The sequence below is a fragment of the Streptomyces sp. NBC_01232 genome (assembly GCF_035989885.1).
Lineage (GTDB): Bacteria > Actinomycetota > Actinomycetes > Streptomycetales > Streptomycetaceae > Streptomyces.
In genome coordinates this window covers 6,021,090-6,042,545 of sequence record NZ_CP108518.1, presented here as the reverse complement: position 1 = coordinate 6,042,545, position 21,456 = coordinate 6,021,090, and the positions used below count along the sequence as shown (strand labels likewise).

Below are 21,456 nucleotides of genomic sequence, written 5' to 3'. Positions count from 1 at the left end.
TCACTCCTCGTCGTCCTCGTCCGTGGGCGTGTCCCAGGCCGGCAAGGTGGTGCCCGCCGCGGTCGTCAGCTCGAGCAGCCGGCACTGCATGAGCTCCACGGCGGCCATGAGCCGCACCCGGGCCCGCTCCGCGTCCTCGGGCGGGAAACCTATCCGGATCTGGTGAGGGCGCGACGCGTCGTACGTGAGCAGCCAGTCGGTGTCGACGGTCGCGAAGTGGTCCTGCGCCATCTCGTCGTGCTTCGACCGCCATGCGCCCCGGTCCGTGGTCGGGGCCAGGGCCGCGCGCAGCGCCCTCAGACGCTCGTCGTGGGGCAGGGGCCCCTCGGACAGGCGCAGGCACCGGTCGATGCGGGGCCGGAACGCGTTGAACCAGGGCGCCAGGTCCGGCTGCATGGCGCCGAGCAGGCGGGAGCGGAGGCGTCCGGCGGCCCAGCCCTCGATGAAGGCCGCCGCGCCCGTGCGGTGCGTCTCGTACCACCCCTCGCTGCTCCACACCACGACGGGCCATTCCTCGGGCGCCTCCCCACCGGTGAGCCAGCACAGCCGGTCGGCGTCCATGGTGGTGCCCCAGACCAGCAGCCCGCCCGGCTCCGGGTGCAGCGGGTAGGGGTAGCGCTCAACGTCCCGTTCCGCCGGTTGCGTCAGATGGTGGGCGCGCTGCCACTCGATGCCGTTGTGCCGGCTCGTGCCGAACGGCGTGTGGAGGTACAGGAGATCGCAGAACTCCCCCCACCCGTACGTGGCGACCGTCCACTTGTAGTCGTCGGGGAGCCGCACCCCGAGCGCGGCCTCGGCAGCGGTCCAGTCCCCGCGGGCGTCGACGGGTGCGGCCGGCGGCGGAACGAGCCGCGCCAGGGAGCCGGGCCCGGTCACGGCAGCTCCCGCAGTACGAGCGCCTCCGCGAAGGGCTTGCCGGTCCGCTTCGCGTACGTCATCCGCTCACGCACCTCGTGCAGGGTGCGCGGGCGGTAACCCGGCCCGCCGCAGCAACTCTTGTGGAAGCGCACGCCCGCGTTCAGCAGCACGGACAGCGTGCGCCACGCCGCGTCGTCGCGCCGCCGGGGCGCGGCGAAGGCCGACCCGGCATGGACGAGGGCGCGCGCACAGCGCGGGCAGACCCGTTCCCGGTCCCTGTCGTAGGGCTGCTTGTACGCGGCCCGGCAGGGCAGGCAGATGTACGAGGTCTTCGCGTGGGGCATGCGAGCAGCCTAAGCAACGCCCCGCGCCGGGATCGACACGATTACGGCAGGCCGGGGGCACCCTCGAGGGCGGCCCGGGCGATCGGGGGACGGCCTCGGAGGGCGAGGAGCCCGTCGGCGAGGTCCGTGACGGGCAGCGGATCCTGGTCGCGGTGCACGCGGACGGCGGCTGCCGACAGGCTGCGCGGGACGGCTCCGGCACCGGCGGCGACGCCGAACGCGTCCCCGGTCCGGGTCACTTGGCCGACGCCAGGCGTGCCCTGAGCAACGAGACCGTGCTCACCAGCTTGGGGAGGCCTTCCGTCTGCACCGCCATGATGCCCCGGGAGACCTGGGACTCGTCGTTCTTCGCGGCTCCGTCGGCGCACTCGCCCGCCCCCCGCCTGAATCCGCCGAGGGCCTCCTTCCAGTACCGCTGGACCCCTTCGTCGGGGATCGGGTCGAGCTTCTCGGCCTTGGCGGTCTGGGCCAGCAGGTCCTGGCAGGCGGGCCCTTGGACGTCGATCGTGCGCATGCTCACCTCGTTGACCCGGCCGGCGTCCTCGGTCAGCTTCCTCATCTGCGCCTCGCCGCCGGAGCCGTACCAGTCCTCCAGCTGCTCGGCCGGAGTCCGGGAACAGCCGCTGAGCAGCACGGTGGCGGCGACGACGCATACGGGAACGGAGACGGTGACGGGGACACGCACACGGAATCGCATGGAACCTGGAACCCCCCTGGATCGGTGCGACCGATGCTGTCAGGGGCCGTCCGGGCCCGTGCCCCTCGTGATGCTTTTGTGACGGGCCGTCGGGGCGTCGGGCCGTCAGCCGTCTGGCCGCCAGTCGTCGGGGCGCCAGTCGTCGGGGCGCCGGCCGTCAGAGGGAGACCGCCGTCCCGAGGGATTCGGCGCACAGGACCTTCGGACCGCCCTCCTCGTAGAAGACATCGAGAGCGGTGATCGTGAACCCCACGGCCCTCAGCAGGTCCGGGGCCGACCGCGTGAGGTGACAGCCGCCCAGGATCCGCATGTTGAGGGGTTCGAGCCTGCGCTGCCAGCGGCGCACCCGCCAGTCCCCTTCCGGAGCGAGCCCGTGCTCGACGAAGTGCAGGGTTCCGCCCGGCCTCAGCACGCGCCGCAACTCGCGCAGGGCGGCCCCGGCGTCCGGGATGGTGCACAGGGTCCACGTGGACAGCGCGGAATCGAAGCAGCCGTCCTCGAAGGGCAGCGACTGGCCGTCCAGGCCGGCCCGCCGCACCGGGACGCGGGCGTCCCGTACACGCTTCGCCGCCAGTCGCCACGCGACGTCGGAGGGCTCGACGGCCGCCACGCCCCTGATGCCCGGCGGATAGAAGGGGACGTTGTGGCCCGCCCCGAAGCCGATCTCGACGACCTCGCCGCTCAGCTCCTCGCAGACCCGGCGCCGCAGCGGCCGGCCCACCTTCGCACCGCAGGCGACGTTGAGGATCCGCGGCACTGCCTGGTCGGCGTAGAACCCCATGACGGCCTCCGCTGCTCGCCCCCGCTGCTCCCGCTCAGCATGGCACCGGCGCACCGTCCCCACGAACACCCCACGCTGGTGACAACCCAGGGTTGACACTCCTCGAAGTGTCAACCTACGGTTGCACCTATGACGAACCCTTCAGTGGAACCCGTTCGCATGACCAATCCGGTACGCCTCGACGACCTCATCGAGGCCATCAAGAAGGTCCACACCGACTCCCTGGAGCAGCTCAGCGACGCCGTCGTCGCCGCCGAGCACCTCGGCGACGTGGCCGACCACCTCATCGGTCACTTCGTCGACCAGGCCCGCCGCTCCGGGGCCTCCTGGACCGACATCGGCCGGAGCATGGGCGTCACCCGCCAGGCCGCCCAGAAGCGCTTCGTCCCCAAGGCCGACAAGGAGGGCGACGGCGCTCTGGACCCCAGCGCGGGCTTCGGCCGGTTCACCCCGCGCGCCCGCAACGTCGTCATGACCGCACAGAACGAGGCCCGCGCCGCCGGCGGCGCCGAGATCCGCACCGAGCACCTGGTCCTGGGCCTCCTCGCCGAGTCCGAGGGCCTCTCGGGGTACGCCCTGCGCACCCACGGGGTCGCTGCGGACGACGTACGCGCCGCCGTGACGGCCCTGCTGCCGCCGCCCCTGGCGGAGGTCCCCGACCTGATCCCCTTCGACGCGTCCGCGAAGAAGGCCCTGGAGCTCACCTTCCGCGAGGCCCTGCGCCTGGGCCACGACTTCGTCGGTACGGAGCACATCCTGCTCGCGCTCCTGGAGCTGGAGAACGGTGAGGGCCCGCTGCACGGCCTCGGCCTGGACAAGGCCGGCGTCGAGGCGACCGTCAGCGAAGCCCTGGCAGTCGTACGCGTCGTCGCGGACGAGCAGTAGAGGAATCCGCGTCCTGCGTCAGCTCGTACCGCTTGACGTACGCGCCGAGGAAGGACTGCAGGGTGGCGATGGCCGGAATCGCGATGAGCGCCCCGACCGCGCCGAGCAGGGCGGTGCCCGCGACGACCGATCCGAAGGCCACCGCCGGGTGGATGTCCACGGTCTTCGAGGTCAGCTTGGGCTGGAGGACGTAGTTCTCGAACTGCTGGTAGATCACCACGAAGCCCAGTACGTACAGCGCGTACCAGGGGTTGACGGTGAAGGCGAGCAGCATCGGCAGCGCGCCCGCCAGATAGGTGCCGATGGTGGGGATGAACTGGGAGACCAGCCCCACCCACACCGCGAGCGCGGGCGCGTACGGCACGCCGAGCACCGCCAGCACGATGTAGTGCGCGACCCCGGAGATCAGCGCCATCAGCCCGCGCGAGTAGAGGTAGCCGCCCGTCTTGGCGACGGCGATCTCCCAGGCGCGCAGTACCTCGGCCTGCTTGGCGGGCGGCAGTACGGAGCACAGGGCGCGCCGCAGCCGCGGTCCGTCGGCGGCGAAGTAGAAGGAGAACAGCCCGATCGTCAGCAGTTTGAAGAGTCCGCCGAGCACGGTGGCGGACACGTCGAGCACGCCGGTCGCACTGTTCTGCACGTACTTGCGCAGCCAGTCGGAGCGCAGCAGGCTCTCCTGGATCTCCAGCCGCGACAGGTCGGTGCGGAAGGTGTCGTTGATCGAGTGGATCACCCGGTCGAGGTAGCCGGGGAAGCCTTCCACCATGGCGACGATCTGCCCGGCGAGTATGGAGCCGAGCAGGGCGAGGAAGCCGGCGACCGCGACGAAGACCGCGAGGAACACCAGGAAGGTGGCGAGCCCCCGGCGCACGCCGCGGGCCGCCATCCTCGCCACTGCGGGTTCGATAGCGAGCGCGAGGAAGAACGCGATCAGGATGTTGACCAGCAGGCCGATCAGCTGGTGGAAGGCCCAGCTGCCGAGCTGGAAACAGGCGACGAGGGCCAGTACGAGGATCACTGCGCGCGGCAGCCAGCGCGGCATGCGCGCATCGTCCTCGGCGGGGGCCGCACCGGGCCGCCGCGGACCGGGGAGCAGCGGCGGTTCCGCCGGTCCCGAATCCTCCGCCCGCAACGGCTGCGTCGCGGGCCGTCCCGGTCGCCCCGGCTGTCCCGGCGGTGTCACTCCTTGTGCGTCCGCGGGCTGATCGTTCGTCTCTTCGCTGGCTGCCACGGCGCCCAGTCTGTCCCACGGCCGCCCCGTACCGCGAAGCCGCCGGACGGCAGCGCTCCGGACCGGCCCTCCGTCAGCGCAGCGACGCCGGCACGTCCATCGCCGAACACACCGCGCGCCAGACGTCCTTGGCCTCCCAGCCCGCGTCCAGCGCCTGGTGGACGGTGCGCCCGCCCAGCTCCGTCATGACGTGGTCCCGCGCGAAGGAGTCGGCGTAGCCCGCACCGAAGTGCTCCGCCATCCGTTCCCAGAAAATCGTCAACCGCATGCCCCCAGTATCCCGCCCCGGGAGAGTGCACCGCCCGCGTTCGGCCCTCCTGGCCGCACCGCGGCGTCCTACGTTGCAGCCATGCCCGGAGACGAAGCTTCCCCGCAGACCCCGCAGACCCCGCAGACATCACAAACATCACAGCCGTCGCGGACACCGCAGACACCGCAGGCCGCCCGGCCACCGCAGGACCCACTGGCCCGCGCCGAGAGGTTCATCTGGCTCACGGCCCGCGTGCTGGAGCAGCGGCGGTTCGCGTTCCACTTCCTCGGCGGGGCCGCCGACCCGGTGGACACGGCCCTCGGTTCGTACCTCAACCCGGACGGGGGCTACGGTCACGCACTCGATCCGGATCTCCGCGGTCCGCTCAGCCAGCCCCTGCACACCGCCCACGCGCTGCGCGTGCTGGACAGCCTCGGCCGCTGTTCCGGACAGCGCATCGAGCGGCTCTGCCGCCACCTGACCGGGGTCTCCACCACGGACGGCGCGCTTCCGGTGGTCTTCCCGGGGCCCCGCGACTATCCCGCCGCCCCCTATCACCCGACGCACGACGACCCGCCGGGCGAGCTGCTGACCACGGGCCCGGTCGTCGGCGCGCTGCACCGCAACCGGGTCTGGCACGCCTGGCTCTTCCGGGCCACGGACTTCTGCTGGGACCGGGTCGAGAACCTGCGCCACACGCATCCGTACGAGGTCCAGAGCGCGGTGGCCTTCCTCGACGGCATCCCCGACCGGGCGCGCGCGGCGGCGGCCGCGGACCGGCTGGGCCGGCTGGTGCGCGAGCAGCGACTCGTCGTGCTCGATCCGGTGCGGCGGGCGGAGTACCCGGAGGCCCCCGGCTACGCCCCGGGCGAGCGGCTCCACCCGCACGACTTCGCGCGGCGGCCGGAGTCGCTGGCCCGCGGCTGGTTCACCGACGCGGAGCTGCGCCGCTCGCTGGACTTCCTGTCCTCCGAGCAGCAGCCGGACGGCGGCTGGCCGGTGCGCCGACGGGCCTGGGCGCCGGGCAGCTCTCTGGAGCGGCGGCCGATCGCCACCCTGGAGGCCCTGCTCACCCTGCGGGCCTACGGGCGCCTGCCGGACGGGCGCTCGCCGGACGGGGTCAGCCCCCCAGGGCCCGTACCCCCGCGGTGACGACGACGGCGGCGGCGACCACGACGAGGAACGGGGCGCGCAGCAGCAGGGCCAGCCCGGCGGCCGCGAGTCCGGCGGCGCGGGCGTCGACGACGAGGGCGGACCCGGTGCTGAAGGTCTGCTGGGCGGTGAGCGCGGCGAGCAGGGCGACCGGCAGCAGGGCGGCCAGGCGGCGTACGAGCGGCCGCTCCAGGGCCCCGGCGGGAACGAGCAGCCCGGCGAGCTTGACGGCGTAGCAGCCGAGGACGGTCAGTCCGATGGCGATCCAGACGTTCACGGGCGGCGTCCCTTCATCCACAGCACGACGGGGGCGGCCAGAGCGGCGATCAGCACGGGCACTCCGGCGGGCAGCACGGGCAGGAAGCCGAGCCCGAGGACGAGCGCGAGGGCGGCGACGGCCCGCTCGGTGGAGGTCTTCAGCATCGGCGCCAGCAGGGCCAGGAACACGGCGGGCCCGGCGGCGTCCAGCCCCCACGCGTTGGTGTCCCCGATGGCCTCGGCGCCGAGGGCGCCGAGCAGGGTGGTGAGGTTCCACAGCGCGTAGAGGGTGAGCCCGGTGACGGTGAAGCCGAGGCGGGCCGACTTGCGGTCGGGCTGGGCCAGGGCGACGGCGGTGGTCTCGTCGATCACCCAGTGCGCGGCGAGCGGCCGCACGGCGCGGGGCAGCTTGAGCAGCTGCGACAGCCGCAGCCCGTAGAAGGCGTTGCGGGTGCCGAGGAAGAAGGCCCCGGCGGCGGCGGTGAACGGGTTCCCGCCCGCCGCCAGCGCCCCGACCAGGGCGAACTGCGAGGCGCCGGTGAAGACGAGCAGGCTCAGCACGCAGGCCTGCAGGGTGCTGACGCCGGCCCCGGCGGCGGTCACCCCGAATGCGAACCCGGACAGCCCGACGGCCACCCCGACCCCGAGCGCGTCGCGCACGACAGCGGCGCGCGGCCGTCCCCCGGCGACCCCCTCGGGGGTCTCCTGCATCACTGCTTGATGTTCTCCCACGCCCCGAAACTACGCAGGTCGGGGCGGCCCGGTCTTGTACGTTCTTGCGCGCACGTCGCGGCCTCTCCCCAGCGGGTCCTCATCCGGTGCGCCGCAGCGGCTCGCCGAGCAGCGCGGTCAGCCCTCCCCCGACGGCGGCCAGCAGATCGGCCCCGAAGACGGTGAGGGTCTCCTCCCAGGGGTGACCGAAGGTGCCGAAGCGCAGGTCGTGGTCGAGGAAGAGGTGGTAGTCGCCGTTCGGGTACGCCTCGCCCGGCCAGTCCGGCTCGCCGGGCCCGCCCACCCGGTGGGGGTCGAAGTCGTAGCAGGTGTGGTTCCAGTCGAGCCAGGCCAGCCGCTCGCCGGGGCGGGTGACCGCCTGCAGCGCCGGGCGCACGATCCGTTCCGGCTCGTCGGCGAGCGCGCGGTCGAGCCGCCACGTGGCACCGCCGGCCGGGCCCTCGAACGCGCAGAACCGCTCGATTCTGGGCTGGAAGCCGTACTCGCGTTCCACCCGGTCCCACAGCCGGTCCTCGCACCGCGGGTCGAGCAGGGCGACCGGCCGGGACCGCGCCGGGACCGCGGGCGGGGCCCAGTGATGGGTGCGTACGGTGGTCAGCTCGGCGAAACCGGCCGCGAGCAGGGCCGTCCGGAGCTCTCCCGCCGCCTCGGCGACGCAATAGGGCACGGGCCGATGCAGGCTGCGGTGGTAGTGCTCCGGCGGCGTCACCAGCTCGCGCCAGGCCCTGGGGAACTCCGCGTGCGGGCCCGTCACACCGCCGATCACGAGGAAGTCGGTGCCCCGGGGCACCTCCGCCCAGCCCGCGGCGATGACACGGCCGTCCTCGAGGAGCACCGCCGCGTCCCGCTCCTTCCACACCGGCCCGCCGTCGGCCTCGAAGTCGGCGAGCGGCTCGGCGTGCGGTTCGGGGTGCGGACCGGGGGCCTCGGCCAGGGCCCGGGCCGCCTCCCACCAGGGGGAACCCGAGCCGCTGCTGATCAGGCTGTGCACCCCGGCCCGGGGCGCCCGGCCCCGCTCCAGGGCTGTGAGGGGTTCCAGCCGGGCGAACTCGGCCACCAGCAGCGAGCGTTCCGGACCGGCCGTGAACCCGGCGGCCGTCAGTTCGGCGGCCAGGGCGCCCGGATCGTGACCGTGGACCTTCCACCGCACGGGCTCACCGCGCGCGGCGAAGGCGTCCGTCCCGCGCCCCACCAGCTCCGCGATCCCGGCGCGCGGGATGTCCGTCAGCGGCCCGTGGCCGACGGTCCCGTGCGTGCCGCAGTGGGTCCGCACGAGGGGACCGTCCAGCTCCACCACGGCTCCGGTCGGCGGCCACCGGGGCACCCGCCCCCGCACCTGTGCCGTGTACACCCCCAGCACCCGGGCCCGCTCCAGCCGGTCCATCCGTACGCCCTCCCTGGCCAAGATCCTCGACGGAGACCCTAACCGGCCGCCCGCTCCCGCCGGTACGCGCCCGGCGGCACGCCCACGATGCGTGTGAAGTGCCGGTTCAGGTGCGGCTGGTCGGTGAAGCCGACGGTGACGGCCGCCTCCGCCGGCGCCGTGCCGGCGTCGAGGAGCCGGCGCGCCCGGCGGACCCGGGCGTCGGTCAGCCAGGTGTGCGGCGGCATCCCGTACCGCTCGCGGAAGGCCCGCAGCAGGGCGAAGGGGCTCGTTCCCAGCTCCGCCGCGAGCTGCTCCAGCGACGGCGGGTCTGCCATCCGCTCCTGCAGTACGGCCCGCGCCGCCGCCGCGTCGGCGCCGCCCGCGCCCTGCACCGTACGGGCGGGCAGCGGGCCTGCGTGCCGGGTCAGCATCCGGGCCACCACGCTCCGCAGCAGCGTGTCGGCGGCCAGCGCGTTGCCCGCCTCGGCGGCCCGGTGGACCTCGGTGATCGCCCGGGCGCCCGGGGCGTCGGCGACCATGTCGGCCGTGAAGCCGGGGGTGCCGCGCAGGGTGCCGATCTCGTCGGCGACCTCCGCGATCAGCTCACTGGAGGGGTAGAGGGTGGCGTACGCCCAGCCCTCGGGCACCCCGGCGCGCGCGGTGTGCGGGACTTCGGGGTTGATCAGGACCACGCTGCCCGGCCCGGCGCGCACCACGTGCCCGGGGAGCCCGATCTCCTCGATGCCGCCGGTGACGGCCGCGATGACGTACCCGTCGTGCGCGTGGCGCGGGAAGGTGTGGCGTACGTAGTGGGCGCGCAGCAGGTCGAGGCCGGGCAGTTCCGCGTACTGCCAGTGCCGTGCCCACTCCCGGCGGCCCGCGGCGCCCTCGTCCGTGCCCATCCCCCCATTCTGCGCCCCGCCCGCTGCGCGCGTTTCCCCAGGTCCGGCCCGTTGTCAGTGGCCGGGTGCACGATGGGGGCATGGCAGGCGCTGCGCTCGACTCGTTCTCCCCCGCGACCCGCTCGTGGTTCACGGGGGCCTTCGTCACGCCCACCACCGCCCAGGAGGGTGCCTGGCGCGCGATCGGGGAGGGCTCGGACGTGCTGGTGGTGGCCCCCACCGGCTCCGGCAAGACCCTGGCCGCGTTCCTCGCCGCCCTCGACCGGCTCGCCTCGGTCCCGCCGCCCGCCGAGCCGAAGAAGCGCTGCCGCGTGCTGTACGTATCGCCCCTGAAGGCCCTGGCCGTCGATGTAGAGCGCAATCTCCGCAGCCCGCTGACGGGCATCCGCCAGGAGTCGGTGCGCCTCGGCCTGCCCGAGCCGGACATCCGGGTGGGGATCCGCTCCGGCGACACCCCGCCCGCCGAGCGCCGGGCGCTGGCCACGCGCCCGCCGGACATCCTCATCACCACGCCCGAGTCGCTGTTCCTGATGCTGACCTCGGCGGCCCGGGACGCCCTCGCCGGGATCGAGACGGTGATCCTGGACGAGGTGCACGCGGTCGCGGGGACCAAGCGCGGGGCCCATCTCGCGCTCTCCCTGGAGCGGCTGGACGAGCTGCTGCCGCGCCCGGCGCGCAGGATCGGGCTGTCGGCGACGGTCCGGCCGGTGGACGAGGTGGCCCGGTACCTCGCACCGCGCGGCAAGGTGGAGATCGTCCAGCCGCCGTCGACCAAGGAGTTCGACCTGTCGGTGGTCGTCCCGGTGCAGGACATGGGCGAGTTGGGGGGCTCTCCCGCGACCGAGGGCAGGGAGGGCGGGGACAAGCCGTCGATCTGGCCGCATGTGGAGGAGCGGATCGCCGATCTGGTGCAGGCGCACCGCTCGACGATCGTGTTCGCCAACTCCCGCCGGCTCGCGGAGCGGCTGTGCAACCGGCTCAATGAGATCGCGTACGAGCGCGCCATGGGCGAGAAGCTGCCGGAGGGAGCGCCCCCGGCCGAGGTCATGGCCCAGTCGGGGGCAGCCCTGGGAGCCCCGCCGCTGCTGGCCCGCGCGCACCACGGCTCGGTGTCCAAGGAGCAGCGGGCCCTGGTGGAGGAGGATCTGAAGGCGGGCCGACTGCCCGCCGTGGTCGCCACCTCCAGCCTGGAGCTGGGCATCGACATGGGCGCGGTGGACCTGGTGGTGCAGGTGGAGTCCCCGCCGTCGGTGGCCTCGGGACTGCAGCGGGTGGGACGTGCCGGGCACCAGGTGGGCGCGGTCTCCACCGGTGTGGTCTTCCCCAAGTACCGCGGCGACCTGGTGCAGGCGGCGGTGGTCACCGAGCGGATGCGCACGGGGGCGATCGAGTCCCTGCGGGTGCCCTCCAATCCGCTCGACGTGCTGGCGCAGCAGCTGGTCGCGATGGTGGCGATGGACACCTGGCAGCTGGACGACCTGCTCGCCCTGGTGCGGCGGGCGGCGCCCTTCGCGGCGCTGCCCGAATCGGCGTTCACGGCGGTGCTGGACATGCTGGCCGGTCGCTATCCGTCGGACGCGTTCGCCGAGCTCAGGCCGCGCGTGGTCTGGGACCGGGTGGCAGGGACGATCACGGGCCGGCCGGGGGCCCAGCGCCTCGCGGTCACCTCGGGCGGCACGATCCCCGACCGCGGTCTCTTCGGAGTCTTCCTCGCGGGCTCCGACCCGAAGAAGGGCGGCGGCCGGGTCGGGGAGCTCGACGAGGAGATGGTCTACGAGTCCCGGGTCGGCGATGTCTTCACGCTGGGCACCACCTCGTGGCGGATCGAGGACATCACCCGCGACCGGGTCCTGGTCACCCCCGCTCCCGGGGTGCCGGGGCGGCTGCCGTTCTGGAAGGGCGACCAGCTCGGCCGCCCGCTCGAACTGGGCCGCGCGGTGGGCGCGTTCCTCCGCGAGCTCGGCGGCCTGGGCGAGGAGGACGCCCGGCTGCGGCTGCTGGCGGCGGGCCTGGACGCCTGGGCCGCCGAGAACGTCCTGGCGTACCTCGCGGAACAGCGCGAGGCCTGCGGGCACGTCCCCGACGACCGGACCATCGTGGTGGAGCGGTTCCGTGACGAGCTGGGCGACTGGCGGGTCGTGGTCCACTCCCCCTTCGGCGCGCAGGTGCACGCGCCGTGGGCGCTGGCGCTGGGCGCCCGCCTCGCCGAGAAGTACGGCATGGACGCGCAGGTGATGCACGCCGACGACGGGATCGTGCTCCGGCTCCCCGACGCGGACCTGCTGTCCATGGACCTCCTGGACCACGATCCTGCCGCTCCGCAGGGGTTCGAGTTCGACGACGAGAAGGCCCCGCTGGGCGCGGCCGACGTGGCCTTCGACCACGGCGACGTCCAGCAGATCGTCACCGACCAGGTCGGCGGCTCCGCACTGTTCGCCTCCCGCTTCCGCGAGTGCGCGGCCCGCGCCCTGCTGCTGCCGCGCCGCAGCCCGGGCCGGCGCACCCCGCTGTGGCAGCAGCGGCAGCGCGCCTCCCAGCTGCTGCAGGTGGCCTCGGAGTTCGGCTCCTTCCCGATCGTGCTGGAGGCCGTGCGCGAATGCCTCCAGGACGTCTTCGACGTGCCCGGACTGACCGAGCTGATGGGTGACATCGAGGCGCGCCGTGTCCGGCTCGTCGAGGTCACCACGCCGGAGCCCTCCCCCTTCGCCCGTTCCCTCCTCTTCGGTTATGTGGCCCAGTTCCTCTACGAGGGCGACTCGCCGCTGGCCGAGCGCAGGGCGGCCGCGCTGTCGCTGGACTCCCGGCTGCTGGCCGAGCTGCTCGGCCAGGCGGAACTGCGCGAACTCCTCGACGCCCAGGTGCTGGAGGAGCTGGAACGGGAGCTCCAGTGGCTCACCGAGGACCGGCGGGCCAAGGATCCCGAGTCGGTGGCCGACCTGCTGCGCCTGCTGGGCCCGCTGACGCCGGGCCAGTTGACCGAGCGCGGGGCCGATCCGGCCTGGGCGCAGGAGCTCACGGCGGCCCGCCGCGCCATCCAGGTCAGGATCGGCGGCACGGACCACTGGGCGGCGATCGAGGACGCGGGCCGGCTGCGGGACGCGCTGGGCACGGCGCTGCCCGTCGGCGTCCCGGAGGCGTTCACCGAACCGGTCAAGGACCCGCTCGGCGACCTGCTCGCCCGGTACGCCCGCACCCACGGGCCCTTCACCACGGCAGCGGTCGCCGCCCGCTTCGGCCTGGGCGCGGCGGTGACCGAGGGCGCCCTGCACCGGCTGGCCGCGGCCGGCCGGGTGGTGCAGGGCGAGTTCCACCCGGCGGGCATCGGGCAGGAGTGGTGCGACGCGACGGTGCTGCGCAGGCTCCGCCGCCGCTCCCTCGCCGCGCTCCGCCAGGAGCTGGAACCGGTCCCGCCCACCTCGCTGGCCACCTTCCTGCCCCAGTGGCAGCACCTGGGCGGGGCCCTGCGCGGCCTCGACGGCCTGGCCCGGGCGGTCGAACAGCTCCAGGGCGCCCCGGTCCCGGCCTCCGCGCTGGAACGGCTGATCCTCCCCTCCCGGGTGAGCGGGTACTCCCCCGGCCTCCTGGACGAGCTGACCACCGCGGGCGAGGTGGTCTGGGCCGGCGCGGGAGCCCTCCCCGGCAAGGACGGCTGGATCTCCCTCTACCTGGCGGAGGCGGCCCCGCTGCTGCTGCCCCCGCCGCACCCGCTGGAGCAGAGCCCCCTCCACCAGGCGGTCCTGGCGTCCCTCGCGGGCGGGTACGGCCTGTTCTTCCGGCAGATCGCGCAGTCGATCCGGGGCGAGTTCCCCGAGGTGTCCGACATCGCGCTCTCCGAGGCGGTGTGGGACCTTGCCTGGTCGGGCCGGCTCACCAACGACACCCTGGGCCCGTTGCGCTCCCTGCTCGGCTCGGGCCGCACGGCGGGCTCGACGGCGCACCGGGCCCGGCGTACGGTCCCCCGCGGCCGGTACGGCACGCTCAGCGCGACCGTGTCCCGTACCGGGCCGCCCACGGTCTCCGGGCGCTGGTCGCTCCTTCCGGGCGCGGCCCCCGACCCGACCCACCGGGCCCACGCCCTGGCCCGCACCCTGCTGGACCGGCACGGGGTGGTGACCCGCGGAGCGGTGGCCGCGGAAGGCGTGGAGGGCGGCTTCAGCGCGGTCTACCGCGTCCTGGCGGCCTTCGAGGACAGCGGCCAGGCCCGCCGGGGCTATGTGGTCGAGGGGCTGGGCGCGGCCCAGTTCGCGATGGACGGCGCGGTGGACCGCCTCCGGGCCGCCGAGCGGACCCCGCCCCCGCTGGCGGCGGTGGTCCTGGCGGCCGCCGACCCGGCGAACGCGTACGGCGCGGCCCTGCCCTGGCCCGAACCCCCGGCCGGGGCCACCCACAAGCCGGGCCGCAAGGCGGGCTCCCTCGTCGTCCTGGTCGACGGGGAACTGACCCTCTACCTGGAGCGCGGCGGCAAGACCCTGCTGGCCTGGCCCCCGCCGGAGGACCCCCGGCTCACGGCGGCCACGGCCGCCCTGGCCGCGGCCTCGCGCGCGGGCACGCTCCCGGCCCTCACGGTGGAGCGCATCAATGCGGCCGCGGCCCTGACCTCTCCGCTGGGACGGACCCTGGAGGCGGCCGGTTTCCACGCGACGCCGAGGGGTTTGCGCTTGCGTTCCTGATGGCTGCAAAACGGCGCCGACTGTTCCGCTCACGTCCTGGACATGTCACAGAACCGTCCTGAGCCACCCCTGAGCTGGAAGTGGCGCTTATTCATCCCTTATCAAGATGATCACAGGCATTGCATTGGCGATGCACAGTCATGGGGGAGAAGAAGAGTGAGCACCATCAGCATGCGTTCCACCACCCTCGGTGCGGTCGGCCTGGCCGTCGCCGGAACCCTGGCCCTGACGGGCTGCAAGAACGGCAACGAGGAGCTGGCCCCCGCGCAGCCGGGCGGTGCCACCTCGGCCGCCGCCCCGTCCGCCTCGCCCGCCGCCCCGTCCGAATCGGCCGCCCCCGGCGCCGGCGGCAGCGAGGCCCCCGGGGCGAACGGCACGGCGAAGTCCGGCCAGACGTTCAAGATCGGCGAGGCCGCGGAGATGCCGTTCAGCTACGGCAGCAACAAGGGCGGCCAGATCGCCCTCACCGTCACCGCGATCGAGCAGGGCAACCCCGCCGACCTGGACACGCTCAAGCTCGGCGACAAGGTGAAGGGGATGATTCCGTACTACATCCGCTACTCGGTCAAGAACACCGGCACCACGGACCTGTCGCACTCCTCCGTGACCCAGGTCAAGGGCCTGCTCGCGGACGGCACCGAGGCCCAGCGCGTCTCGATCATCGGCAAGTTCGACAAGTGCCCGAACGAGGCGCTGCCGAAGGGCTTCACCAACGGCCAGACGCAGACCAGCTGCGCCGTGGCCCTCGCCCCGTCGGCCCAGACGAAGGTCACCGCCGCCGAGTACTGGGGCAACCCCTACAACTACCCGAACAAGGGGCTCGTCTGGAAGTGATGAGCGGCCCACGCGGCCCCTCTTCACCGCCCTGACCCGAAGGGCCCCTGCGGCTGCACCTCGCCGCGGGGGCCCTCGCCGTTCGCCTGAACCGCCGGACGCACGCTCCGCCGGGCTCCCGCACCACCCGGCCCGCTCAGGCCCGCTCACGCCCGATCGGGCCACGGCAGGGGACAATGGGCCCATGCCCGAAGGCGACAGCATCCGGCGCGCCGCGACCCGGCTCCACGCCGCCCTGGCAGGCCGCCCGCTCACCCGCAGCGACCTCCGCGTCCCCCGCTTCGCCACCGCCGACCTCACCGGCCGCACCACCCTCGACGTCACCCCCCGCGGCAAACACCTCCTCGCCCGCTTCGAGGGCGGCCTCACGCTCCACAGCCACCTCCGCATGGACGGTGCCTGGCACGTCTTCGCCCCCGGCGAGAAGTGGCGCGGCGGCCCCGCCCACGAGATCCGGGCCGTCCTCGGCACGGCCGACCACACGGCCGTCGGCTACCGCCTCCCCGTCCTCGAGCTGATCCGGACCGCCGAGGAGGACCGCGCCGTGGGCCACCTCGGCCCCGATCTCCTCGGACCGGACTGGGATCCCGCCCTCGCCGCCGCCAACCTCCTCGCCGCCCCCGAGCGGTCCCTCGGCGAGGCGCTGCTCGACCAGCGCAACCTCGCCGGGATCGGCAACATCTACAAGGCCGAGCTCTGCTTCCTGGCCCAGGTCACGCCGTGGACCCCGGTCGGCGCGCTCCCCGAGTCGACACTCCCCCGGCTGGCCTCCGCAGCCCACCGCCTGCTGGCCGCGAACACCGGCGAGCGGCCGGGTCCCCGCAACACGACCGGCAGCCGCCGCCCCGGCCAGGACCTCTTCGTCTACGGCCGCACGCACCGCCCCTGCCTGCGCTGCGGCACCCCCGTCCGGGAGGCTCCCCAGGACGACCGCCCCACCTACTGGTGCCCCCGCTGCCAGTCCGGCCCGACCCCGTAGGACGCGTCCGGGCCGCAGGAAGCGCCTGGGAAGCACCGGTGCACACCGATTGACGGTCCGTCAGATACGGTCGTACGGTCCCCGCATGCCCACACCCACAGCCCCGTACGGCCTCACCGGCCGCACCGCCCTGATCACCGGCGCGGCCAGCGGCATCGGCCGCGCCACCGCCGTCCTCCTCGCCGAGGCGGGCGCGCACGTGCACTGCGCGGACCGCGACGAGCAGGGACTCGCCGATACGGCCGCCCTCGTCGCCAAGGCCGGCGGCGCCGCGACCGTACACCCCCTCGACGTCACCGACCGGGCCGCGCTCCGTGCCGCCGTCACCGCGGCCGGCCCGCTGGACATCACGGCCGCCATCGCCGGGGTCATGCACACGAGCAGCGTCCTGGAGACGTCCGACGAGGACCTCGACCGGATCCTGGACATCAACTTCAAGGGGGTGCTGCGCACCTGCCAGGAAGCCGCCCGCTCCATGATCGCTGCAGGCCGTGCCGGTTCGATCGTCACCATGGCTTCGGGGGCCGTGGACGCCGCCCAGCCCGGCCTGCTCTGCTACAGCGCCGCCAAGGCCGCCGTCGTCCAGCTCACCAAGACCCTCGCCACCGAGGCGGGCCCGCACGGCATACGCGTCAACGCCGTCGCCCCGGGCTGGATCCGCACCCCGATGACCGGCCGCCACAGCCCCGAGGTCCAGGAACAGACCGAGGCGGCCATGGTCCGCATGTCCCCGCTGCGCCGGGTCGGCGAGCCCGAGGACATCGCCCGGGCGGTGCTCTACCTCGCCTCGGACGCCTCGTCCTTCATGACGGGTCAGATCCTTCGCCCGAACGGTGGGGTGTCCATGCCCTGGTAGCCCCGTCGGCCCCGTTCCCCGCATCGGCCCCACCCGCCGCCGACAGCGCCTCCCGCCGCGCCTTCGCCCTGCGCACCGGGCCCGGCACGCAGTGCACCGGCAGGAGCCCCAGCCCCCAGCCGCCCACCGCCACCGCGCCCTCCACGGCCCCCGACTCCTCGGGCACCAGCACCAGCCGCAGCACGGCCCACCACCACAGCGCCCCCACCGTGAACGCGAGGGCCGACACCGCAGGTATGCGCAGCAACCGCCGCACGGCTACCTCCCTGGGGCCGGAACCCGGACGGCCCCCATCCTCCCGCACCCCTCCCGCCACCGCACCCAGAACGGCCGGGAGCCCCGGCCGGTGCACAAGGCACCGGCCGGGGCTCCGGCCACGCTCAAACACGCACGTGCTCGCTCACGCGGCTACGACATTCACCGCTTCCGCAGGCGCCTTGATGGTCACCCGCTCCGGCCCACCCGTGACCGAAGCCATGGAGACCGAATTGAGCATCGGGCGGACCGGCACACTCACCGGTTCGCTTGCCGCGGCCGACTGTGCCAGCTCGGCCAGCGACAGTTCGTCACTGACTTCGCGCATCAGCTCGGACATCCGTACGTCCAACGCGTCGCAGATCGCGGAGAGCAGCTCGGAGGATGCCTCCTTCTGCCCCCGCTCCACCTCGGAGAGATAGCCGAGAGAAACTCGGGCCGACGAGGAGACTTCGCGCAGAGTACGGCCCTGGCGCTGGCGCTGCCGACGCAGCACGTCACCCAGCAGGCGACGGAGCAGAATCATCGGTGGCTCCCTCCTCTGACCGTGTAGCCGCATCCTTCACGCCCCACCGTACCGCCTCGCGCCGCGGCCGTGCGGGGAGCGATGTCGTGTTCACTCAGGGCTGCAAACATCAAATCCCCCCGTTCTGTTCCGTATCCTGCCCCCGCGCATTCCCGCGGAGTTGGTCCGAGAGAAGCCTGAGCACTGTGCGTGCACTCTCCCTACGGATTTCCGCCCGGGAGCCTTTCAACCTCAGACGGACCGTTTTCCTGCCCCCCGGACCGTCCACAGCGACGAAAACGGTGCCCACCGGCTGCCCGTCCTGCGGCTCCGGACCGGCCACCCCGGTGGTCGCTATTCCCCACGAAGCGCCCATCACCCGTCGTACGCCGGCCGCCATCTCGGCCGCGACCTGCGCGTTCACCGCGCCTTCGGCCTCCAGCAGCCCCGCGTCCACCCCGAGGACCAGGTGCTTGATCTCCGTCGCGTACGCAGTGACCGAGCCGCGGAAGGACCGGGAGGCGCCGGGAACGGCCGTGAGCTCGGCGGCGACCATGCCGCCGGTCAGGGATTCCGCCACGGCGAGGGTCTGGTCACTCTCCGCGAGCAGCCGCAGCGCATCCGCAGCCACTCCGGTCGCTCCCGCCGCTCCGGAACCGGCTCCCGCCGCCGGAGGATCCCCCGCCGCGTCGGTCACTTCGCGGCCTGCTCCGCGCCCCGCTCCGCGGCGAGACCCTGGCGGCGCAGCACGACGGCCTGCCGGATGTAGTCCAAACCGGTGACGACGGTCAGCACGACGGCGAGCGCCATCACCCAGAAGCGCATGGTCGCCAGCGCCCCGGTGAGCGCGAGGACGTACATGCCCACGGCCGTGCCCTGCGCCAGGGTCTTCATCTTGCCGCCGCGGCTGGCCGGAATCACGCCGTAGCGGATGACCCAGAAGCGGAGCAGCGTGATCCCGAGCTCCCGGCCGAGGATCACCCCGGTCACCCACCACGGGAGGTCACCGAGCCAGGAGAGACAGATCAGCGCCGACCCCATGATCGCCTTGTCGGCGATGGGGTCGGCGATCTTGCCGAAGTCCGTGACCAGGTTGTACGTGCGGGCCAGATGCCCGTCGAAGATGTCCGTGATCATGGCGACGGCGAACGCCGCCCAGGCCCAGGCCCGCCAGGCCGGGTCGTAGCCGCCCTCGGTGAGCAGCAGGAAGACGAAGCCCGGCACCAGCACGAGCCGGATCATCGTCAGGATGTTGGCGATGTTCCACAGGCTGGCCTGATTGACCGCCGCGGCCCCCAGCTTCGCGCCGGGTACGGGCCGACGGCCGGTCCCGCCCGCCGCAGATGCCGGGACTCCGGTCATCCGGCCGCCTCCTCAAGATCCATGCCGAGCGGCTCGGCCACCAGGTCCACACCGAGGGTGCCGACCACCTTTGCCGTGACGATACGCCCCGGGACCAGGCCCGTGCTGTCCGTGAAGACCACCTGGCCGTCCGTTTCGGGCGCCTGGTGCGCGGCGCGCCCGTAGGCGCCCTCGCCGTCCTCGTCAACCGCTTCCACGGTCTCGACGAGCACTTCCAGGGTCTCCCCGATGCGCTCCTCGGCACGCTGCGAGGTGAGCTCCTCGGCGAGCCGCTGCATGTGTGCGAGCCGCTCGGCGATGGTGTCCTCGTCCAGCTTGTTCTCGTAGGTGACGGCCTCGGTGCCGTCCTCGTCGGAGTAGCCGAAGACGCCGATGGCGTCGAGGCGCGCGTGGGTGAGGAAACGCTCCAGCTCTGCGAAGTCCGACTCCTTCTCGCCGGGGAAGCCGACGATGAAGTTGGAGCGGACGCCGGCCGTCGGGGCCTTGGAGCGGATGGTGTCCAGCAGCTCCAGGAAGCGGTCGGTGTCACCGAAGCGGCGCATGGAGCGCAGCACGTCGGGGGCCGAGTGCTGGAAGGACAGGTCGAAGTACGGCACGACCTTGGGGGTCGAGGTGAGTACGTCGATCAGGCCGGGCCGCATCTCGGCGGGCTGCAGGTAGCTGACGCGGACGCGCTCGATGCCGTCCACCTCGGCCAGCTCCGGCAGGAGGGTCTCCAGCAGCCGGATGTCGCCCAGGTCCTTGCCGTACGAGGTGTTGTTCTCGGAGACCAGCATGATCTCCTTGACGCCCTGCTCGGCCAGCCAGCGGGTCTCGCCCAGCACGTCGCTGGGGCGGCGCGAGATGAAGGAGCCGCGGAAGGACGGGATGGCGCAGAAGGAGCAGCGCCGGTCGCAGCCGGAGGCGAGCTTCACCGAGGCGACGGGGCTCTTGTCCAGGCGGCGGCGCAGGGGCGCGCGCGGCCCCGAGGCGGGCGCGAGCCCGTCCGGCAGGTCGGCGGGGGCCTCGGTCGGCTCCTCGGCGGGCGCCGACTGGGCGTGGCCCGGCAGGGAGACCTCGGTGGCCTGGCGGTCGGCCGGGCTGATCGGCAGCAGCTTGCGCCGGTCACGCGGGGTGTGGGAGGCGTGGATGCCGCCGTTGAGGATGGTCTGGAGGCGGTCGGAGATGTCGGCGTAGTCGTCGAAACCGAGGACTCCGTCGGCCTCGGGGAGCGCTTCGGCGAGTTCCTTGCCGTAGCGCTCGGCCATACAGCCGACGGCGACGACGGCCTGGGTCTTGCCGTGATCCTTGAGATCGTTGGCTTCCAGGAGGGCGTCTACGGAGTCCTTTTTGGCGGCTTCGACGAAGCCGCAGGTGTTGACGACGGCTACGTCCGCATCGGCGGCGTCCTCGACGAGCTCCCAGCCATCCGCCGCCAAGCGGCCTGCGAGCTCCTCCGAGTCCACCTCGTTACGGGCGCAGCCAAGAGTGACAAGGGCGACGGTACGGCGTTCGGGCATGGACTCAAGACTACTTCGTCCCGGCGTCGGCCCCAGCCGCAAGTCCCCGTACAGCAAGATCCCCGGGGTGCGGCGCAGCACCCCGGGGATCCGGATCAAAGCCTTCCGCCCTAGGGCGGCCCGGCGTCAGCCCGCTTGAGGCTGATCCTGGAGAGGGTCGGCCTTGGTGTATTTCAGCCGTTCGACCTGACCCGACTGGAAGTCGTCCTTGATCTCCTTGCCGTTCACGAAGAGCTTCACGGCCCCGGCGTCGCCGAGCACGAGGTCGACCGACTCCTTGTCCGTGAAGGTCTTGGACTCACCCTGGGCGAGGGTGCCGTCGAAGAGCAGCCGGCCGGTGGAGTCCTTCGCGGAGATCCAGCTCTCGCCGGTGTCGGCCGTCAGGACCACGGTGACGAGGTCCTTGGGCGCGGCGGCGATGGCGCTGTCCGAGGGCTCCGGCTTGGGTGCCTGCGGGGTCTGCTGGGGCGGTGCGGCCGGCTTGGCACCGCTCTGCTTGGGTGCGGGCTTGGGCGAGGCGGAACCTTCCGCCACCGGGCGCTTGTCCTTGTCGTCGCCACCGCTGAAGGCGGTGAAGCCCACGAAGCCGATCACGGCGACGATGGCGGCGACCATGGCGGCGGTCCAGTTGGGCCGCTGCCGCTCGGGGCGGATCCGCTCGGCGTCGAACATCGGCGCGGCGGGCGTGGGTGCCGGCCGGCCGCCGTGAGCGTCGTCGTAGCTCTCGACCAGGGGTGCCGGATCGAGGCCCACGGCGCGGGCGAGCGTACGGATGTGACCGCGGGCGTAGACGTCGCCGCCGCACCGCGTGAAGTCGTCCTCTTCGATCGCGTGAACGATCGGGATGCGCACGCGGGTGGTGGAGGAGACCTCGTCGACTGTGAGCCCGGCGGCGATCCGGGCCTTCTTGAGGGCCGTCCCGATGGACGGGCCTTCGACGGGCCGTTCGACGATGCGGTCCTCGGACCGATCCTCGGACCGGTCGTCGGTCGAAGGCCGCTCTTCTTCGGGGGAGTTGGAGTTGCCGATGGACACGTGGG

The 21,456-nt window shown here is 73.3% G+C and carries 23 protein-coding genes; 6 read left to right on the top strand and 17 right to left on the bottom strand.

Annotated elements, in window-relative coordinates:
- The 5 genes from OG444_RS28045 to OG444_RS28025 form a co-directional block, all read right to left on the bottom strand.
- On the bottom strand, positions 1-876 hold the full coding sequence (locus OG444_RS28045) for an SMI1/KNR4 family protein (RefSeq protein WP_327264769.1): 876 nt from the start codon (positions 874-876) through the stop codon (positions 1-3).
- A complete protein-coding gene (locus OG444_RS28040; RefSeq protein ID WP_327264768.1) occupies positions 873-1,202 on the bottom strand; it encodes a deoxyxylulose-5-phosphate synthase in 330 nt (109 codons plus the stop codon). The genes OG444_RS28045 and OG444_RS28040 overlap by 4 nt, the downstream gene beginning before the upstream one ends.
- 41 nt (positions 1,203-1,243) lie before the next feature.
- Complete coding sequence (locus OG444_RS28035; protein WP_327264767.1) at positions 1,244-1,441, bottom strand: hypothetical protein; 198 nt, start codon at positions 1,439-1,441, stop codon at positions 1,244-1,246.
- Positions 1,438-1,899, bottom strand: a complete 462-nt coding sequence (locus tag OG444_RS28030) for a hypothetical protein (protein ID WP_327264766.1) — start codon at positions 1,897-1,899, stop codon at positions 1,438-1,440. Before OG444_RS28030 ends, OG444_RS28035 begins: the two co-directional genes overlap by 4 nt.
- Before the next feature lie 157 nt (positions 1,900-2,056).
- Complete coding sequence (locus OG444_RS28025; RefSeq protein ID WP_327264765.1) at positions 2,057-2,680, bottom strand: class I SAM-dependent methyltransferase; 624 nt, start codon at positions 2,678-2,680, stop codon at positions 2,057-2,059.
- Between the two features lie 129 nt (positions 2,681-2,809).
- Here OG444_RS28025 and OG444_RS28020 point away from each other — a divergent pair, with 129 nt between their 5' ends.
- The gene (locus OG444_RS28020) at positions 2,810-3,565 is read left to right on the top strand and encodes a Clp protease N-terminal domain-containing protein (protein WP_327264764.1); all 756 of its coding nucleotides are present in this window, start codon (positions 2,810-2,812) and stop codon (positions 3,563-3,565) included.
- Here the strand turns inward: OG444_RS28020 and OG444_RS28015 are convergent.
- Both OG444_RS28015 and OG444_RS28010 read right to left on the bottom strand, forming a co-directional pair.
- On the bottom strand, positions 3,519-4,607 hold the full coding sequence (locus OG444_RS28015) for an AI-2E family transporter (protein ID WP_327264763.1): 1,089 nt from the start codon (positions 4,605-4,607) through the stop codon (positions 3,519-3,521). The genes OG444_RS28020 and OG444_RS28015 overlap by 47 nt on opposite strands.
- A gap of 262 nt (positions 4,608-4,869) precedes the next feature.
- Complete coding sequence (locus OG444_RS28010) at positions 4,870-5,064, bottom strand: DUF3046 domain-containing protein (RefSeq protein ID WP_030154244.1); 195 nt, start codon at positions 5,062-5,064, stop codon at positions 4,870-4,872.
- Positions 5,065-5,145: 81 nt separating this feature from the next.
- On the opposite strand from OG444_RS28010, the gene OG444_RS28005 reads away from it, so the two are divergent.
- Positions 5,146-6,198 (top strand): hypothetical protein, encoded by a 1,053-nt coding sequence (locus tag OG444_RS28005; RefSeq protein ID WP_327264762.1) that lies wholly within the window; start codon positions 5,146-5,148, stop codon positions 6,196-6,198.
- Here the strand turns inward: OG444_RS28005 and OG444_RS28000 are convergent.
- The 4 genes from OG444_RS28000 to OG444_RS27985 form a co-directional block, all read right to left on the bottom strand.
- A complete protein-coding gene (locus tag OG444_RS28000; RefSeq protein ID WP_327264761.1) occupies positions 6,167-6,475 on the bottom strand; it encodes an AzlD domain-containing protein in 309 nt (102 codons plus the stop codon). The two genes, OG444_RS28005 and OG444_RS28000, sit on opposite strands and share 32 nt — an antisense overlap.
- A complete protein-coding gene (locus OG444_RS27995) occupies positions 6,472-7,167 on the bottom strand; it encodes an AzlC family ABC transporter permease (RefSeq protein ID WP_327266958.1) in 696 nt (231 codons plus the stop codon). The genes OG444_RS28000 and OG444_RS27995 overlap by 4 nt, the downstream gene beginning before the upstream one ends.
- Positions 7,168-7,267: 100 nt before the next feature.
- Positions 7,268-8,593, bottom strand: a complete 1,326-nt coding sequence (locus OG444_RS27990; protein WP_327264760.1) for a DUF2716 domain-containing protein — start codon at positions 8,591-8,593, stop codon at positions 7,268-7,270.
- Positions 8,594-8,610: 17 nt separating this feature from the next.
- Positions 8,611-9,456, bottom strand: coding sequence for an AraC family transcriptional regulator (locus tag OG444_RS27985; RefSeq protein ID WP_327264759.1), 846 nt, complete (start codon positions 9,454-9,456; stop codon positions 8,611-8,613).
- Positions 9,457-9,536: 80 nt separating this feature from the next.
- On the opposite strand from OG444_RS27985, the gene OG444_RS27980 reads away from it, so the two are divergent.
- The 4 genes from OG444_RS27980 to OG444_RS27965 all read left to right on the top strand — a co-directional run bounded on the left by OG444_RS27980 (position 9,537) and on the right by OG444_RS27965 (position 16,795).
- Positions 9,537-14,126 (top strand): ATP-dependent helicase, encoded by a 4,590-nt coding sequence (locus OG444_RS27980; protein WP_327264758.1) that lies wholly within the window; start codon positions 9,537-9,539, stop codon positions 14,124-14,126.
- 156 nt (positions 14,127-14,282) lie between these two features.
- Positions 14,283-14,960: a hypothetical protein gene (locus tag OG444_RS27975; protein WP_327264757.1), complete on the top strand. Its 678-nt coding sequence runs from the start codon at positions 14,283-14,285 to the stop codon at positions 14,958-14,960.
- 184 nt (positions 14,961-15,144) lie between these two features.
- Positions 15,145-15,939 (top strand): Fpg/Nei family DNA glycosylase, encoded by a 795-nt coding sequence (locus OG444_RS27970; protein ID WP_327264756.1) that lies wholly within the window; start codon positions 15,145-15,147, stop codon positions 15,937-15,939.
- Positions 15,940-16,024: 85 nt separating this feature from the next.
- Positions 16,025-16,795, top strand: a complete 771-nt coding sequence (locus OG444_RS27965; protein WP_327264755.1) for an SDR family NAD(P)-dependent oxidoreductase — start codon at positions 16,025-16,027, stop codon at positions 16,793-16,795.
- On the opposite strand, the gene OG444_RS27960 is transcribed toward OG444_RS27965, so the two are convergent.
- The 6 genes from OG444_RS27960 to OG444_RS27935 all read right to left on the bottom strand — a co-directional run bounded on the left by OG444_RS27960 (position 16,743) and on the right by OG444_RS27935 (position 21,451).
- Positions 16,743-17,051: a hypothetical protein gene (locus OG444_RS27960; RefSeq protein WP_327264754.1), complete on the bottom strand. Its 309-nt coding sequence runs from the start codon at positions 17,049-17,051 to the stop codon at positions 16,743-16,745. The two genes, OG444_RS27965 and OG444_RS27960, sit on opposite strands and share 53 nt — an antisense overlap.
- A 144-nt stretch (positions 17,052-17,195) precedes the next feature.
- Complete coding sequence (locus OG444_RS27955) at positions 17,196-17,576, bottom strand: helix-turn-helix domain-containing protein (RefSeq protein WP_030012484.1); 381 nt, start codon at positions 17,574-17,576, stop codon at positions 17,196-17,198.
- Positions 17,577-17,685: 109 nt separating this feature from the next.
- A complete protein-coding gene (locus OG444_RS27950) occupies positions 17,686-18,186 on the bottom strand; it encodes a CinA family protein (RefSeq protein WP_327264753.1) in 501 nt (166 codons plus the stop codon).
- 62 nt (positions 18,187-18,248) lie between these two features.
- Positions 18,249-18,917 (bottom strand): CDP-diacylglycerol--glycerol-3-phosphate 3-phosphatidyltransferase, encoded by a 669-nt coding sequence (gene pgsA, locus OG444_RS27945; RefSeq protein WP_327264752.1) that lies wholly within the window; start codon positions 18,915-18,917, stop codon positions 18,249-18,251.
- Positions 18,914-20,416: a 30S ribosomal protein S12 methylthiotransferase RimO gene (rimO, locus tag OG444_RS27940; RefSeq protein ID WP_327264751.1), complete on the bottom strand. Its 1,503-nt coding sequence runs from the start codon at positions 20,414-20,416 to the stop codon at positions 18,914-18,916. Before rimO ends, pgsA begins: the two co-directional genes overlap by 4 nt.
- Positions 20,417-20,542: 126 nt before the next feature.
- Positions 20,543-21,451 carry a helix-turn-helix domain-containing protein gene (locus OG444_RS27935; protein WP_327266957.1) on the bottom strand — a complete coding sequence of 303 codons (909 nt, stop codon included), beginning with the start codon at positions 21,449-21,451 and terminating at the stop codon, positions 20,543-20,545.
- Positions 21,452-21,456 lie beyond the last annotated feature (5 nt).

What these genes read in the sequence shown, in the direction of transcription:
- OG444_RS28040 (WP_327264768.1), bottom strand. Translation starts at nt 1,202, where the DNA reads ATGCCCCACGCGAAGACCTCGTACATCTGCCTGCCCTGCCGGGCCGCG.
- OG444_RS28030 (WP_327264766.1), bottom strand. Translation starts at nt 1,899, where the DNA reads ATGCGATTCCGTGTGCGTGTCCCCGTCACCGTCTCCGTTCCCGTATGC.
- OG444_RS28025 (WP_327264765.1), bottom strand. Translation starts at nt 2,680, where the DNA reads ATGGGGTTCTACGCCGACCAGGCAGTGCCGCGGATCCTCAACGTCGCC.
- OG444_RS28020 (WP_327264764.1), top strand. Translation starts at nt 2,810, where the DNA reads ATGACGAACCCTTCAGTGGAACCCGTTCGCATGACCAATCCGGTACGC.
- OG444_RS28015 (WP_327264763.1), bottom strand. Translation starts at nt 4,607, where the DNA reads ATGCCGCGCTGGCTGCCGCGCGCAGTGATCCTCGTACTGGCCCTCGTC.
- OG444_RS28010 (WP_030154244.1), bottom strand. Translation starts at nt 5,064, where the DNA reads ATGCGGTTGACGATTTTCTGGGAACGGATGGCGGAGCACTTCGGTGCG.
- OG444_RS28005 (WP_327264762.1), top strand. Translation starts at nt 5,146, where the DNA reads ATGCCCGGAGACGAAGCTTCCCCGCAGACCCCGCAGACCCCGCAGACA.
- OG444_RS27995 (WP_327266958.1), bottom strand. Translation starts at nt 7,167, where the DNA reads ATGCAGGAGACCCCCGAGGGGGTCGCCGGGGGACGGCCGCGCGCCGCT.
- OG444_RS27985 (WP_327264759.1), bottom strand. Translation starts at nt 9,456, where the DNA reads ATGGGCACGGACGAGGGCGCCGCGGGCCGCCGGGAGTGGGCACGGCAC.
- OG444_RS27980 (WP_327264758.1), top strand. Translation starts at nt 9,537, where the DNA reads ATGGCAGGCGCTGCGCTCGACTCGTTCTCCCCCGCGACCCGCTCGTGG.
- OG444_RS27970 (WP_327264756.1), top strand. Translation starts at nt 15,145, where the DNA reads ATGCCCGAAGGCGACAGCATCCGGCGCGCCGCGACCCGGCTCCACGCC.
- OG444_RS27965 (WP_327264755.1), top strand. Translation starts at nt 16,025, where the DNA reads ATGCCCACACCCACAGCCCCGTACGGCCTCACCGGCCGCACCGCCCTG.
- OG444_RS27955 (WP_030012484.1), bottom strand. Translation starts at nt 17,576, where the DNA reads ATGATTCTGCTCCGTCGCCTGCTGGGTGACGTGCTGCGTCGGCAGCGC.
- pgsA (WP_327264752.1), bottom strand. Translation starts at nt 18,917, where the DNA reads ATGACCGGAGTCCCGGCATCTGCGGCGGGCGGGACCGGCCGTCGGCCC.
- rimO (WP_327264751.1), bottom strand. Translation starts at nt 20,416, where the DNA reads ATGCCCGAACGCCGTACCGTCGCCCTTGTCACTCTTGGCTGCGCCCGT.